Origin of the sequence: Bacillus sp. FSL K6-3459 (genome assembly GCF_038003305.1) — a bacterium.
Classification (GTDB): domain Bacteria; phylum Bacillota; class Bacilli; order Bacillales; family Bacillaceae; genus Bacillus; species Bacillus pumilus_O.
The window spans coordinates 553,323-568,540 of record NZ_JBBOOW010000001.1; the positions used below are offsets into that span (position 1 = coordinate 553,323).

Sequence of the window (15,218 nt, forward strand, 5' to 3'; positions counted from 1 at the left end):
AGGTGGACAAGCCTGTCAGCTTTTTTATTGCGGATAATAAAGGATCATTTGCAGCCTGACCATTTGTTCTCCAATTTGTTTATATGTATGAGTACGGTCTGCTTTAAAACGAATGGAGTCGCCTGTTTTTAAGCGATACTGTTCATCTCCAATGGAGATATCAAGCGATCCCTCAAAAACGGTAATCAATTCCTCTGTCCCGCCAATGTGTTCATTTGCATGTAGCGACCCGCCAGGATCAATTTCTACTCGGTACACTTCAAATTTCCCTCGATCATCAAAAGGAAAAGTCGTATATACGCGATATCTCCCGTCATCTTCCGTTAAAATCTGTGCATCCTCATGGCGTACTACTTTGATTTCAGGCTGTGGTGCATGAATGAGCTCACTAAAAGATACCTTTAATCCGTTCGCGATTTTCCACAAAGTCGTGATGGTAGGGGTTGATTCTCCTCTTTCAATTTGTCCAATCATGGTTTTGCTGACACCAGTTAATTCTGCCATCTTTTCGAGGCTTAATTTCTTTTGGTCTCTAAGAAGCCTCACATTTTTAGAAATAATCGATTGTACATCTTCCATGAAAAAAACTCCTTTCTCTATTTACTTTATAAAGACCAAACGTTACAATAAAGCGTAACATGCGCAATAAAGTAATTAAAGTCTTAATAACGTACAAGGGAGGCGGCAACTTTGATTCTTTCTATGTTGATCTATGCTTTTGTAAGTAGCTTTACCCCAGGGCCAAACAATATCATGGCCATGGTCTTTACGAATAAATATGGGATTAAGCAAACATTTCGTTTTTGTTTAGGTGTGGGTATCGGATTTCTCGTTATTTTGTGTTTGAGTTGCTTTTTTAATATCATTCTCTATCAAGTGATGCCGAAAATAGGCTGGGTCATGGCGTTCATCGGAGCTGCATACATGATTTATTTAGCGGTCAAAATCATGAAAAGTAAAGGCGGGGATGACGAAACACTTGATCGTTACAATCATTTTGTCCCTGGTATGATGCTGCAATTTATCAACCCAAAAGCGATTTTGTATGGATTGACCGTGATTTCAACATTTGTTTTGCCGTATGGACAATCTAATATGCAGTATGTCATATGGACGCTGATTCTCGCACTTATTGGTTTTCTCGGTACATTCAGCTGGAGCCTATTTGGCTCTTTGTATAAGCGGTTTTTGACTGCTTACGAAAGACCGTTCCAGTATGTCATGGGGCTGCTTCTAATTTACAGTGCGGTTTCAATGGTATGGGGCTATGTCATGTAAGGCGTCAGAAGCTTGGCCGCTGCCTGCCCATCACAACAGTATTGTAATAAAGTCCATCTGCCAGACGTTTATCATTTTTTAATACCCCTTCAATCAGAAAGCCATGGTGCTCATATAAGCGAATGGCTTTTTTGTTCGTTTCCAGCACTTCAAGTGACATCTTCTGAATGCCTTGCTGATCTGCCCAGTCAATAGAAGCGGCTAAAAGCTCTTTGCCAATGTGATAGCCCCAAACATCCTTTTGAATGGCGACGCCAAAAGTCACTTTGTGAGCAAAGCGTTTGAGTGAATGTCCCTCACATCTTGAGAAACCAACAATGTCTCCTTCAATATCAGCGACCAAAAATAAATGCCTGCTTTGTTTGGTATCCTCTTGAATCAACACCTCGAAATCTTTTTCATGAAGAAAGGCTTCGCCTGGTTCACGGTCCAAATATTCTGTTTCACCATCAATTTTCAGCCTGAGCGCTGATAACTGCTTGGCATCGCCAATTGCAGCAGACCGAATACGATAGGTCAAGTCACGAACAGTAAATATGTTTTCAGTGATAATCATAGAACACAACCCTTCTTTTCGTTATGTCTATCATACCTGAAACGTGTACATAGCAGGTGAAAGCTTTTAAGCCTGTCTTATAAAACATTATTTTTTAATCCAGCAGGCTCTGGCTGGATTCTCATGATTTAGACTGAGAAGTTAAATAAGCTTCTCTCACAACTGTTAAAAAGTGCTCAGCGACGGTTGACGTTTCATCATGTCTCCATGAAACATATAAATTTACTCTTGGTGTCGTTTCTTGGATTTTTCTATAAACAACCCCTGAGCGTTTTACGCTTTCTACTGAGGATGGAACGACAGAGATTCCCATTCCTGCAGCAACTAAATTTACAATCGTATGCATTTGAATAGCTTCCTGAACTACGTTTAAACTTATGTTATTTTCCCAAAAGTAACTGATAATTAAATCGTAAAATGCAGCACCTAGATGACGCGGAAACATAATAAATGGTTCATTGGCTAATAAATGAATTGGAACTTTGGGAAATGAAGCTAAAGGATGGTTTTCTGGCAAAACCAAGCTTAATGATTCCTCACAACAGATTTCTGAGGTGAGTATCTTATTATTTTGGTTAGAACGAATAAATCCTATTTGAATTTCTTTCTTATGTAGTGCTTTTAACTGCTGTTCTGTAGCCATTTCGCATAAGACAAGATGAATGTTAGGGAAACTTTCTCGAAACCTTTTAATAATATCAATCACAATATCAGTAGAATCAACGAAACCGATCGTTAAATGCCCTATTTTTCCGTCATCTGCAAGTTGTGTTGCTTTAATCGTTCTATCTACTTGAAGGAGCGTACGGCGGGCTTCTTCTAAAAATACTCTCCCCGAATCTGAAAGTTCAACCTGTCTTCTCGTTCTATGAAAAAGCGTAACACCTAACTGTTCTTCTAATTTGCGAATTTCTTGACTTAATGGAGGCTGTGCCATTTTAAGACGTTCAGCTGCTCGGCTAAAATTTAGTTCTTCAGCAACCATTATAAAATACCGTATTTGTCTCAGATCCATCTTTAAGCCCCCAGTAAATTTCATACTTGCTTATTGTGTAAAATGATGAAGAAGGATTGTTATTAAACAGTCTTGCGCTTTTTAATGGAACTATTTTAATTATATAAAATATATATATATCTATCCAAATATATATATTATACATATTAACGGCCTCTTTTTATAATGAAAGTATTCTTTCAAAAGGGGGACATTGTTATGAAGTATAGTAAACTTGGAAATAGTGGATTAACAATTAGTAAACTTGCATACGGCAATTGGATTAATCATGGTGGTAAGATAAATGAAGAAACTGCCCATGATTGTGTGAAAGCTGCTCTTGATGTTGGTATTACGACGTTTGATACTGCTGATGTTTATTCAGACACCAAGGCTGAAGAGATACTAGGCAGGTCTTTAAAAGGGATCCGGCGTGAAAGCATTGAACTTTGTACAAAAGTATGTCATCCAACCGGTACTGGGAAAAACGATAGAGGATTATCACGCAAGCATATCATGGAAAACTGTCATGCCTCTTTGCGACGTTTACAAACGGATTATATTGATATTTACTATGCACACAGGTTTGATCCAACTACGCCTCTGGAAGAAACGATGCTAGCTTTTGCTGATCTAGTAAGACAGGGAAAAGTGAACTATATTGGTGTAAGTGAGTGGACAGCAGAACAAATTACTCGAGGGGCAGTGCTTGCCCGAGAGCTAAATGTTCCTCTAATCGCCAGCCAACCTCAATACTCCATGTTATGGAGAATCATTGAAAGTGATGTAATACCGACCTGCCAGCGTGAAGGACTTGGGCAGGTCGTATGGTCGCCTTTGGCCCAGGGAATCCTTACTGGAAAGTACCTCCCTGGAAAATCACTTCCGACTAATTCACGTGCTAACTCAACTGCTGGAAAACCTTTTTTTAAAAACCTTGCTCAACGCTGGATGAATAATAACACCTTAGAGGCGATCCAAAAGCTTAAGCTTGTCGCACAAGAGGTTGATCTTACTCTCGCTCAGCTTGCGATAGCATGGGTACTGCAAAATCAGAACGTTTCTGCAGCAATTATCGGTGCTTCTAGTCCAGAACAGGTGAGGGAGAATGCTTTAGCATCTGAGGTGAAAATTGAAGCTGAATTGATGAATCAAATTGATGAAATTCTAGGTGATCTGGTCGAGTACGATCAGAGTAAAACAGGTTAAAGCTTTTAAGTCTATCTTATAGATCATTATTTTTTAATCCAGCCGACCTTGGCTGGATTTTCTTGTTGCTGTAGTTTCATGGGATCGCACATTCAGATGTTTTGTATTTGTCAAAAAGGCTAAATGAATAGTATCAAATGTGGAGGTGGAACAAATGAGTGAAGAAAAAGGACATATGGATAAAGCAAAAGGAAAAACAAATCAAGCCAAAGGTCAATTGAAAGAGAAGCTTGGCGAAGCAACAGATCATCAAAAACTGAAGTCAGAAGGGAAAAAGGATCAAGCCAAAGGAAAGCTTCAAGATAAAAAAGGGGATTTGAAAAATCACCTGAACGAGTAAATTCGAAAACATGACACAGCTTCATGTCTCCATCATGACATGTCTTTCATCAATAAAATGAATAGATGTGTGAAAAGAATTGATTATACGCGCTCACTATCATCATGTAGACTTATAACAGAAGACATGATCAAGGGAGATGGATGAGATGAAGCAAGTGTGGGAGAAAGTTGACGAGTATGTCACAGACAAGTTGATTCCTAAAGATGATGTTTTGGAGCAAGCTCTTACTCATAATAAGCAAGCAGGTCTGCCAGAAATTGATGTGTCACCAGCTCAAGGGAAAATGCTTTATTTATTAGCAAAAACCAAGAATGCAAAGCGTATTTTAGAGATCGGGACACTCGGTGGATATAGTACCATTTGGTTGGCGCGTGCTCTTGAAGAGGATGGAGAACTCATCACATTAGAGGCTGTCAGCCATCATGTACAGATCGCGCAGCAAAACATCAGCAGAGCGGGCTTATCGGAACGGGTAAGCATTTTGCAAGGAAAGGCATTGGATACGCTACCTCAGTTAAAAGAGAGGGATGTGCTTCCATTCGATTTGATTTTCATTGATGCAGATAAACCGAACAATCCGAAATATCTAAAGTGGGCGTTACATTTTTCGAAAAAGGGAACAGTCATTATTGCAGACAATGTCGTGAGAAATGGAGCAGTCCTTCATGACTCTGATGAGGATGAACGAGTGCAAGGAACTCGTGAACTTTTCAATTTACTCAAACAAGAGTCAAGAATAGAGGCTACAGCCATTCAAACTGTTGGTGAAAAGGGTTACGATGGATTTGTATACGGAATCGTAAAATGAAACAAAGCTTAACCACATACGGTTAAGCTTTTTCTTTTAGAAAAACCATCTGGCAGTTCCCATCAGCATGACGCCTACAAGAACAGTAAGTGACAAGCTCTTTGTCCAAACAGCGATCACGACAGTCGGAACCAAGACAGCAAGGTACATCCAGTGAATGGTGACGCCCGTTGTGGTATGAATGAACAAATGCTCTGCAATCAAAGCCGTAAAGATACAAATGGGAATAAACGATAACCACTTAAGCACCACTTCAGGCAGCTCGATACTTCGAACAAATATAAAGGGAACGACCCTTGGAATCACGGTGACAACCATACAGCCGAGAATGAGCCACATCATAAAACTACTAATCATTTATCTGTCACCACCCCAATGGTTGCGACAATCATGGTGGCTAACAGCACAGCCACGTGTGAGGGAACAAAGTGAAGCAGGACAAACATCGCAACGACCATATACAAAACAAGTGACAGACGATGGGTTAACTTACTTTTAGGCACAGTTTGTAAAGAAAGAACCAGCAGTGCAGCAAACATAGCGGAAAGGGCAAAATCAAGACCAAGTGCTTCAGGATTTGAAATCCAATGTCCAAAAATGCCGCCAAGTACACAGGCAGCAATCCAGCACAAATAAGCTGTTATGTTCAGCCCGTGCATCCACCGGTTATTTAGCTTTCCATGCTGAGCTAATTTATTCATGGCTACGCCAAAGGATTCATCAGTCAGCAATAGACCGAATCCGATATTTTGTTTTAAAGAGTAGCGTGTAAAATGAGGGGCCAGCGTCAGACTGAGTAATAAATGACGCAGATTCACAATAAATGTAGTGAGAATAATAGCGGAAAGGGGACTTCCCGTGACAAGCAGTGCACAGATAATAAACTGTGAAGCACCTGCATAAATAAAGATTGCTAGAAGTGCAATGTCCCATAAGCTCAACTGTGCACTAATTCCAACAATTCCAAAGGCAAACCCGATACTCATATAACCAAGCAGGGTTGGCACACAATCTTTTATTCCCTCGAGAAATGGTTCATGTTCCGTGCGGGGAATAGGTTTTCTAGCTTCAATATCCAACGACCTCTACTCCTTTTCTGCATGACGACCTATAGTTTTAATTACTATATGAAAACGAATTCAGCATGTCAATAGCCGATTATCTTCTATTATATGAAGAAAAAAGGTACAAAAAGGATTGAAGTCAACCAGAATTTGTTATAAAGTATCAGAAAATAAAAATAATTGGAGTGACGACAATGCTGTGGAAACCTTTGTTTGAACATGATGTTCCAAATGCCCTCCGTCCATAACGGAGAGTGATCTCCGTTTGTGGATATGTTACTCAAAATATCCAATAACGGAGGGAAAATGATGAATGAAAAATATATAGGCGCCCTTTACCTAGCAATCGCAGCAAGTATTTGGGGCGGCATGTATGTTGTTGTCAAAGTAACAGTAGCGGTTGTCCCGCCACTTGAGCTCGTCTGGATGAGATATGCTATAGCAGGAATCGTTTTGGTGTTTACCATTTGGCGCTTGGGCTATTCCTTTCAATTAGATAAAAAAGATATCCCGCTTATGGTGTTGATTGGGCTGATCGGAAATTTCCTTTCAATCGTGACCCAAGAAATTGGGACGATGTATACCTCTGCACAAATGGGGGCTGTTATTACATCTGCAACTCCTGCGTTTATGGTGCTGTTTGCTTTCTTTCTATTAAAAGAAGCGATGACTGTTCGAAAGTGCGCATCCATCCTGCTTGCTACAGCAGGTGTATGGCTCATGATTGGACCAGTGGCAGTACAGACAGATGAATTTGTCGGTGGTCTTTCATTGGTCTTCGCTGCTTTAACATGGGCGCTGATGTCTGTTTTGCTCAAACGTGTTCCAGGAAAGTACCCTCAGGTGGTGACAACCACATATGCGATCATCATTGCATTCATTGTTTTAACACCGCCTGTATTATTTCGTTTACCTCATCTAGATGTAGAACAGATGGCAAGGCCGGAGATTTGGGGCGGTATTCTTTATCTAGGTATCATCTCAACCGCTTTAGCATTCTTTTTATGGAATAGAGGGCTTCAATTAATGGATGCCTCAAGCGGTGGGCTGTTCTTTTTCTTTCAACCGATCGTAGGTGCCATTCTTGGCTGGCTGCTTTTGGGAGAAGAAATGGGTTTACGCTCATTCATTGGCATTCTATGTATCTTCGCAGGTGTCTATACTGTGCTGCGTCAAAAGGAATAAAAGGAGATGTCCCTTGTAATAGGGGCATCTTCTTTATAAATGAGAGATTGAGAGAGGATGGAGGGAAATAGGATGATACAATTTCCACAATTACAAAAAGGACAAACGATTGGCGTCACAGCACCGTCCTCAGGTGTACAGCCATCTTTGCATGACATGTTTCGGCTTTCATGCGAACGAATGGAAAAAAGAGGATATGATGTCATGTGTGGAGAGACGGTCTGGAAGCAGGAAAAGGCGAAATCTGCACATGCGGTAGAACGAGCAAAGGAGCTTCAGTACATGATGACATGTGATGAGATTGATCACATCATCCCGCCATGGGGAGGGCAGCTCCTGATGGAAGTGCTAGAGCACCTTGATTTCTCATCAATGCAAAAAAAGTGGATTCTTGGTTATTCAGATACGAGTGCACTCCTGCTCGCGTTGACATTAAAAACAGGCATTGCTACTGCGCATGGGCCGAACCTAATAGACCTTCGGGGAGAAAATCTTGATCAAACGACTGTCATGTGGGAAGAAGTACTTTCAACAAAAGGGGAAATGGACATCAACCAATATTCTTCATCTATGTATCAAAAGGAATGGCAGTTCGACAATCCGATTGAACATGTTTTTCATTTAACAGAACCGACCGCATGGCATACGGTTGATCGACAAGAAAAAATGGTAAAGGGGAGACTGATGGGCGGCTGTATTGATGTCATTCGCCACTTAGCGGGGACGCCTTTCGGAGACGTTAAAGCCTTTCAAAAAACATTCTTAAAAGACGAACCAATTCTCTGGTACTTCGAAAACTGCGAATTAAATGCTGCAAGCGTGAAGAGATCACTTGTTCAATTAAAACTAGCAGGATGGTTTGATCACTGTTCAGGTATTATGTTTGGGCGAAGTGCAGTAGATGTGCCTGTGCAAGGGTATCAGTATCAGGATGTATATGAAGAATTGCATAAGGAATTACAAATCCCCATTTTTTACGATATAGATTGTGGGCATGTCCCGCCGCAAATGACGCTGATTAATGGCGCATATGCAGAAGTACAGTTGCAACCTCAAGGCAAAGCGGTCTTAAAGCAAGCATTTTTATCATAAGAAAAGGAAAGGGGAGAATCCCTTTCCTTCATATAACATTACATCCCTTTTGTTTCCTCACCTGCTTTTGGAACTTCCCAAGCAGACTCGCGGAATACTTTCTCCCATTTCGATACGACAATACATGCAACGGCATGACCTGGAACATTCACACCTGTTCGTGCCATATCCATAATTCGATCGACACCGGCGATAATGGCGACGCCTTCTGCTGGAAGACCTACTGCATGGGCGGTTGCCAAAAGTACGACGAGTGAACCGGATGGCACCGCTGCAATCCCTTTACTCGTTAACACAAGAACGAGCATCATCAAAAGCTGCTGTGACAAACTCATGTCGACACCAAACGCTTGTGCAAGGAACACACAGGAAACTGATAAATATAAACTGGATCCATCACAATTGAGAGAAAGACCAGATGGAATGACAAAGGAGACAATTCTTTTCGGACAGCCGTATTTCTCCATTCGCGACATAAGCTGAGGAAGGACAGTTTCTGTGCTTGTAGTAGAGAAGGCGACCAAGAACAAATCCCAAATCATTTTTAAAACTTCGAAGTAGTTAAAACGGAAGATCAGTGCGACTAGAGGGAACAAAGCAAAGAGAATAATGAATAATCCTAAAAATACAGTCCCAACAAGCTTCATCATTGGGATTAATAACACAATGCCATATTGACCAACGGAAGCAGCCATTAATGCAAGCACTCCAATAGGTGCTGTCACCATGACCATCTGCGTTAGTTTAAACATAATTTGTGCGACTGATTCAAAGAAGTTGAGAACAGGAGCGGATGTCTTACCGATGCCGCTTGCGGCTACACCAAATAATATGGCGAAGAAAATGACAGCAAGTAAATCATTTTGAGCCATGACATCGACGATATTCGTTGGAATGATATCGAGTACCATTTGTTTAAAGTCGACCACTTTCTGTGTATAGCCATCTAAATCACCAATATCTTTCTTAGCTAATTTAGAGAAGTCGAGGCCAACGCCAGGCTTTAGAACATTGGCCAGCAATAGCCCAATTCCTAGAACGATGGTTGTGATGACCTCAAACCAAATAATCGTCTTTAATCCTAGGCTGCCCATTTTCTTCATACCACCACTGCCAGCTGCACCAATCACAATGGTAGAGAAAACGATAGGAACAACGATCATTTTAATTAATCTGATGAACCCATCTCCGATTGGCCTGAGGGCCATCCCGAAGTCAGGAAAAAAATGGCCGATAAGAGCTCCTATCACCAAAGCGATCATGATTTGAAAAGCGACGAACTTTTTCATCATCTCCTACCCCCTTTAAATGCTTGGAAAATTTTAAGAATTTTCCAATAAATAAAAATTCTATGTGACCATGTTTTGTCCTCCTTTGGATTTAGAAAGATTTTATTTAAGAATCATTAGAATTATGAAGAAAGAGAAGAAAATAGGGCTATCGCATCTCTATTTATCTAAGAAAAAACAACTTCTTAAAAAACATGAAACTTTTTAGAAAAATGTATTGACCCTTTTATGTGATCCATGGTATATTTTTATTCGTCGCTGATGACGTATTTGAAACAAAGACATTCAAACACATGCGACAAACAAATTTCAAAAAGATGTTGACTTGATAAAAACGATATGTTAAGATAATTAAGTCGCCTGATTAAGCGCCCGTAGCTCAATTGGATAGAGCGTTTGACTACGGATCAAAAGGTTAGGGGTTCGACTCCTCTCGGGCGCGCCAATACAAACCACGCGGGTGTAGTTTAGTGGTAAAACCTCAGCCTTCCAAGCTGATGTCGTGAGTTCGATTCTCATCACCCGCTCCATTTTTTGAAATATGATCTTTGAAAACTAAACAAGACAAAACGTACCTGTTAATTCGAGTTTTTATAAAAAAATCCTATGATGTTTCATAGGTAGTCAGTCAAACGCTGACGAGGCAGGAAATGATCACATGCTAAGTTCGCTACATCGTGTAGCAACGCATGTGTGATATGCATCCTGCATACCTCGGAGAGTTTGATCCTGGCTCAGGACGAACGCTGGCGGCGTGCCTAATACATGCAAGTCGAGCGAACAGAAGGGAGCTTGCTCCCGGATGTTAGCGGCGGACGGGTGAGTAACACGTGGGTAACCTGCCTGTAAGACTGGGATAACTCCGGGAAACCGGAGCTAATACCGGATAGTTCCTTGAACCGCATGGTTCAAGGATGAAAGACGGTTTCGGCTGTCACTTACAGATGGACCCGCGGCGCATTAGCTAGTTGGTGGGGTAATGGCTCACCAAGGCGACGATGCGTAGCCGACCTGAGAGGGTGATCGGCCACACTGGGACTGAGACACGGCCCAGACTCCTACGGGAGGCAGCAGTAGGGAATCTTCCGCAATGGACGAAAGTCTGACGGAGCAACGCCGCGTGAGTGATGAAGGTTTTCGGATCGTAAAGCTCTGTTGTTAGGGAAGAACAAGTGCGAGAGTAACTGCTCGCACCTTGACGGTACCTAACCAGAAAGCCACGGCTAACTACGTGCCAGCAGCCGCGGTAATACGTAGGTGGCAAGCGTTGTCCGGAATTATTGGGCGTAAAGGGCTCGCAGGCGGTTTCTTAAGTCTGATGTGAAAGCCCCCGGCTCAACCGGGGAGGGTCATTGGAAACTGGGAAACTTGAGTGCAGAAGAGGAGAGTGGAATTCCACGTGTAGCGGTGAAATGCGTAGAGATGTGGAGGAACACCAGTGGCGAAGGCGACTCTCTGGTCTGTAACTGACGCTGAGGAGCGAAAGCGTGGGGAGCGAACAGGATTAGATACCCTGGTAGTCCACGCCGTAAACGATGAGTGCTAAGTGTTAGGGGGTTTCCGCCCCTTAGTGCTGCAGCTAACGCATTAAGCACTCCGCCTGGGGAGTACGGTCGCAAGACTGAAACTCAAAGGAATTGACGGGGGCCCGCACAAGCGGTGGAGCATGTGGTTTAATTCGAAGCAACGCGAAGAACCTTACCAGGTCTTGACATCCTCTGACAACCCTAGAGATAGGGCTTTCCCTTCGGGGACAGAGTGACAGGTGGTGCATGGTTGTCGTCAGCTCGTGTCGTGAGATGTTGGGTTAAGTCCCGCAACGAGCGCAACCCTTGATCTTAGTTGCCAGCATTTAGTTGGGCACTCTAAGGTGACTGCCGGTGACAAACCGGAGGAAGGTGGGGATGACGTCAAATCATCATGCCCCTTATGACCTGGGCTACACACGTGCTACAATGGACAGAACAAAGGGCTGCGAGACCGCAAGGTTTAGCCAATCCCATAAATCTGTTCTCAGTTCGGATCGCAGTCTGCAACTCGACTGCGTGAAGCTGGAATCGCTAGTAATCGCGGATCAGCATGCCGCGGTGAATACGTTCCCGGGCCTTGTACACACCGCCCGTCACACCACGAGAGTTTGTAACACCCGAAGTCGGTGAGGTAACCTTTATGGAGCCAGCCGCCGAAGGTGGGACAGATGATTGGGGTGAAGTCGTAACAAGGTAGCCGTATCGGAAGGTGCGGCTGGATCACCTCCTTTCTAAGGATATATGGAGCAGCGTGCGTTTTGGTCTTGTTTAGTTTTGAAGGATCATTCCTTCAAAACATGTCTCTAGCGAGACAGGATTGTTCTTTGAAAACTAGATAACAATAAGTAATACATTCACATTGAATGCAATGCAAAGTTCATCACACATAGTGATTCTTTCTAAAGTAAGAAATGGTTAAGTTAGAAAGGGCGCACGGTGGATGCCTTGGCACTAGGAGCCGATGAAGGACGGGACGAACACCGATATGCTTCGGGGAGCTGTAAGCAAGCTTTGATCCGGAGATTTCCGAATGGGGAAACCCACTGCTCGTAATGGAGTAGTATCCATACTTGAATACATAGAGTATGAGAAGGCATACCCGGGGAACTGAAACATCTAAGTACCCGGAGGAAGAGAAAGCAAATGCGATTCCCTGAGTAGCGGCGAGCGAAACGGGAACAGCCCAAACCAAGAGGCTTGCCTCTTGGGGTTGTAGGACACTCTATACGGAGTTACAAAGGAACGATATAAGCGAAGAGGTCTGGAAAGGCCCGCCAAAGAAGGTAACAGCCCTGTAACTGAAATGTTGTTCTCTCCAGAGTGGATCCTGAGTACGGCGGAACACGTGAAATTCCGTCGGAATCCGGGAGGACCATCTCCCAAGGCTAAATACTCCCTAGTGACCGATAGTGAACCAGTACCGTGAGGGAAAGGTGAAAAGCACCCCGGAAGGGGAGTGAAATAGATCCTGAAACCGTGTGCCTACAAGTAGTCAGAGCCCGTTAAAGGGTGATGGCGTGCCTTTTGTAGAATGAACCGGCGAGTTACGATCCCGTGCAAGGTTAAGCAGAAGATGCGGAGCCGCAGCGAAAGCGAGTCTGAATAGGGCGCATGAGTACGTGGTCGTAGACCCGAAACCAGGTGATCTACCCATGTCCAGGGTGAAGTTCAGGTAACACTGAATGGAGGCCCGAACCCACGCACGTTGAAAAGTGCGGGGATGAGGTGTGGGTAGGGGTGAAATGCCAATCGAACCTGGAGATAGCTGGTTCTCTCCGAAATAGCTTTAGGGCTAGCCTCAAGGTAAGAGTCTCGGAGGTAGAGCACTGATTGGACTAGGGGCCCCTACCGGGTTACCGAATTCAGTCAAACTCCGAATGCCGATGACTTATCCTTGGGAGTCAGACTGCGAGTGATAAGATCCGTAGTCGAAAGGGAAACAGCCCAGACCGCCAGCTAAGGTCCCAAAGTATACGTTAAGTGGAAAAGGATGTGGAGTTGCTTAGACAACCAGGATGTTGGCTTAGAAGCAGCCACCATTTAAAGAGTGCGTAATAGCTCACTGGTCGAGTGACTCTGCGCCGAAAATGTACCGGGGCTAAACGTATCACCGAAGCTGCGGACTGTTCTAACGAACAGTGGTAGGAGAGCGTTCTAAGTGCTGTGAAGTCAGACCGGAAGGACTGGTGGAGCGCTTAGAAGTGAGAATGCCGGTATGAGTAGCGAAAGACGGGTGAGAATCCCGTCCACCGAATGCCTAAGGTTTCCTGAGGAAGGCTCGTCCGCTCAGGGTTAGTCGGGACCTAAGCCGAGGCCGAAAGGCGTAGGCGATGGACAACAGGTTGATATTCCTGTACCACCTCCTCACCATTTGAGCAATGGGGGGACGCAGGAGGATAGGGTAAGCGCGGTATTGGATATCCGCGTCCAAGCAGTTAGGCTGGGAAATAGGCAAATCCGTTTCCCGTGAAGGCTGAGCTGTGATGGCGAGCGAAATTTAGTAGCGAAGTTCCTGATTCCACACTGCCAAGAAAAGCCTCTAGCGAGGTGAGAGGTGCCCGTACCGCAAACCGACACAGGTAGGCGAGGAGAGAATCCTAAGGTGATCGAGAGAACTCTCGTTAAGGAACTCGGCAAAATGACCCCGTAACTTCGGGAGAAGGGGTGCTTCTTAGGGTGTTAAAGCCCCGAGAAGCCGCAGTGAATAGGCCCAGGCGACTGTTTAGCAAAAACACAGGTCTCTGCGAAGCCGTAAGGCGAAGTATAGGGGCTGACGCCTGCCCGGTGCTGGAAGGTTAAGAGGAGCGCTTAGCGTAAGCGAAGGTGCGAATTGAAGCCCCAGTAAACGGCGGCCGTAACTATAACGGTCCTAAGGTAGCGAAATTCCTTGTCGGGTAAGTTCCGACCCGCACGAAAGGCGCAACGATCTGGGCACTGTCTCAACGAGAGACTCGGTGAAATTATAGTACCTGTGAAGATGCAGGTTACCCGCGACAGGACGGAAAGACCCCGTGGAGCTTTACTGCAGCCTGATATTGAATGTTGGTACAGCTTGTACAGGATAGGTAGGAGCCTTGGAAACCGGAGCGCTAGCTTCGGTGGAGGCATCGGTGGGATACTACCCTGGCTGTATTGACCTTCTAACCCGCTGCCCTTATCGGGCAGGGAGACAGTGTCAGGTGGGCAGTTTGACTGGGGCGGTCGCCTCCTAAAATGTAACGGAGGCGCCCAAAGGTTCCCTCAGAATGGTTGGAAATCATTCGCAGAGTGTAAAGGCACAAGGGAGCTTGACTGCGAGACCTACAAGTCGAGCAGGGACGAAAGTCGGGCTTAGTGATCCGGTGGTTCCGCATGGAAGGGCCATCGCTCAACGGATAAAAGCTACCCCGGGGATAACAGGCTTATCTCCCCCAAGAGTCCACATCGACGGGGAGGTTTGGCACCTCGATGTCGGCTCATCGCATCCTGGGGCTGTAGTCGGTCCCAAGGGTTGGGCTGTTCGCCCATTAAAGCGGTACGCGAGCTGGGTTCAGAACGTCGTGAGACAGTTCGGTCCCTATCCGTCGCGGGCGCAGGAAATTTGAGAGGAGCTGTCCTTAGTACGAGAGGACCGGGATGGACGCACCGCTGGTGTACCAGTTGTTCTGCCAAGGGCATCGCTGGGTAGCTATGTGCGGACGGGATAAGTGCTGAAAGCATCTAAGCATGAAGCCCCCCTCAAGATGAGATTTCCCATTCCGCAAGGAAGTAAGATCCCTGAAAGATGATCAGGTTGATAGGTCTGAGGTGGAAGCGTGGTGACACGTGGAGCTGACAGATACTAATAGATCGAGGACTTAACCTATATTCTATTGTGAAGTTTGAACATTGT

General features: G+C 44.5%; 12 protein-coding genes, 2 tRNA genes and 2 rRNA genes. 10 read left to right on the forward strand and 6 right to left on the reverse strand.

Features of this window, described 5'->3' with window-relative positions; genetic code table 11:
* Positions 1-24: 24 nt before the first annotated feature.
* Positions 25-579, reverse strand: a complete 555-nt coding sequence (locus MHI35_RS02730) for a helix-turn-helix domain-containing protein (protein ID WP_088000231.1) — start codon at positions 577-579, stop codon at positions 25-27.
* A gap of 111 nt (positions 580-690) precedes the next feature.
* On the opposite strand from MHI35_RS02730, the gene MHI35_RS02735 reads away from it, so the two are divergent.
* Positions 691-1,278, forward strand: a complete 588-nt coding sequence (locus MHI35_RS02735) for a LysE family transporter (protein ID WP_144522292.1) — start codon at positions 691-693, stop codon at positions 1,276-1,278.
* A gap of 4 nt (positions 1,279-1,282) precedes the next feature.
* Here MHI35_RS02735 and MHI35_RS02740 read toward each other — a convergent pair whose 3' ends face one another.
* A complete protein-coding gene (locus tag MHI35_RS02740) occupies positions 1,283-1,834 on the reverse strand; it encodes a GNAT family N-acetyltransferase (RefSeq protein WP_211063266.1) in 552 nt (183 codons plus the stop codon).
* 121 nt (positions 1,835-1,955) lie between these two features.
* Positions 1,956-2,849, reverse strand: a complete 894-nt coding sequence (locus tag MHI35_RS02745; protein WP_335349735.1) for a LysR substrate-binding domain-containing protein — start codon at positions 2,847-2,849, stop codon at positions 1,956-1,958.
* A 198-nt stretch (positions 2,850-3,047) separates the two neighbouring features.
* On the opposite strand from MHI35_RS02745, the gene MHI35_RS02750 reads away from it, so the two are divergent.
* The 3 genes from MHI35_RS02750 (at position 3,048) to MHI35_RS02760 (ending at position 5,188) form a co-directional block, all read left to right on the forward strand.
* Positions 3,048-4,037 (forward strand): aldo/keto reductase family protein, encoded by a 990-nt coding sequence (locus MHI35_RS02750; protein WP_144468952.1) that lies wholly within the window; start codon positions 3,048-3,050, stop codon positions 4,035-4,037.
* A 154-nt stretch (positions 4,038-4,191) separates the two neighbouring features.
* On the forward strand, positions 4,192-4,377 hold the full coding sequence (locus MHI35_RS02755) for a CsbD family protein (RefSeq protein ID WP_012009048.1): 186 nt from the start codon (positions 4,192-4,194) through the stop codon (positions 4,375-4,377).
* A gap of 148 nt (positions 4,378-4,525) precedes the next feature.
* Positions 4,526-5,188 (forward strand): O-methyltransferase, encoded by a 663-nt coding sequence (locus tag MHI35_RS02760; RefSeq protein WP_211063265.1) that lies wholly within the window; start codon positions 4,526-4,528, stop codon positions 5,186-5,188.
* Positions 5,189-5,224: 36 nt separating this feature from the next.
* Here MHI35_RS02760 and MHI35_RS02765 read toward each other — a convergent pair whose 3' ends face one another.
* The gene (locus MHI35_RS02765; RefSeq protein WP_211064434.1) at positions 5,225-5,545 is read right to left on the reverse strand and encodes an AzlD domain-containing protein; all 321 of its coding nucleotides are present in this window, start codon (positions 5,543-5,545) and stop codon (positions 5,225-5,227) included.
* The gene (locus MHI35_RS02770) at positions 5,542-6,267 is read right to left on the reverse strand and encodes an AzlC family ABC transporter permease (RefSeq protein WP_088000241.1); all 726 of its coding nucleotides are present in this window, start codon (positions 6,265-6,267) and stop codon (positions 5,542-5,544) included. Before MHI35_RS02770 ends, MHI35_RS02765 begins: the two co-directional genes overlap by 4 nt.
* 294 nt (positions 6,268-6,561) lie before the next feature.
* On the opposite strand from MHI35_RS02770, the gene MHI35_RS02775 reads away from it, so the two are divergent.
* Together MHI35_RS02775 and MHI35_RS02780 are read left to right on the forward strand one after the other, a co-directional pair.
* A complete protein-coding gene (locus MHI35_RS02775; protein ID WP_012009051.1) occupies positions 6,562-7,437 on the forward strand; it encodes a DMT family transporter in 876 nt (291 codons plus the stop codon).
* Positions 7,438-7,509: 72 nt separating this feature from the next.
* Entirely contained in the window at positions 7,510-8,529 is a 1,020-nt protein-coding gene (locus MHI35_RS02780) for a S66 family peptidase (protein WP_211064433.1), read from the forward strand.
* Between the two features lie 38 nt (positions 8,530-8,567).
* Here the strand turns inward: MHI35_RS02780 and gltP are convergent, their stop codons facing one another.
* Positions 8,568-9,818, reverse strand: a complete 1,251-nt coding sequence (gltP, locus tag MHI35_RS02785; RefSeq protein ID WP_144523745.1) for a glutamate-aspartate/proton symporter GltP — start codon at positions 9,816-9,818, stop codon at positions 8,568-8,570.
* A 368-nt stretch (positions 9,819-10,186) separates the two neighbouring features.
* On the opposite strand from gltP, the gene MHI35_RS02790 reads away from it, so the two are divergent.
* The 4 genes from MHI35_RS02790 (at position 10,187) to MHI35_RS02805 (ending at position 15,191) form a co-directional block, all read left to right on the forward strand.
* Positions 10,187-10,263: transfer RNA gene (locus tag MHI35_RS02790), tRNA-Arg, on the forward strand.
* Positions 10,264-10,274: 11 nt separating this feature from the next.
* A tRNA-Gly gene (locus MHI35_RS02795) sits at positions 10,275-10,348 on the forward strand.
* A gap of 181 nt (positions 10,349-10,529) precedes the next feature.
* Positions 10,530-12,078 (forward strand): 16S ribosomal RNA (locus tag MHI35_RS02800).
* 182 nt (positions 12,079-12,260) lie between these two features.
* Positions 12,261-15,191 (forward strand): 23S ribosomal RNA (locus tag MHI35_RS02805).
* The 16S and 23S rRNA genes sit together here with 2 tRNA genes alongside, the layout of an rRNA operon.
* Positions 15,192-15,218 lie beyond the last annotated feature (27 nt).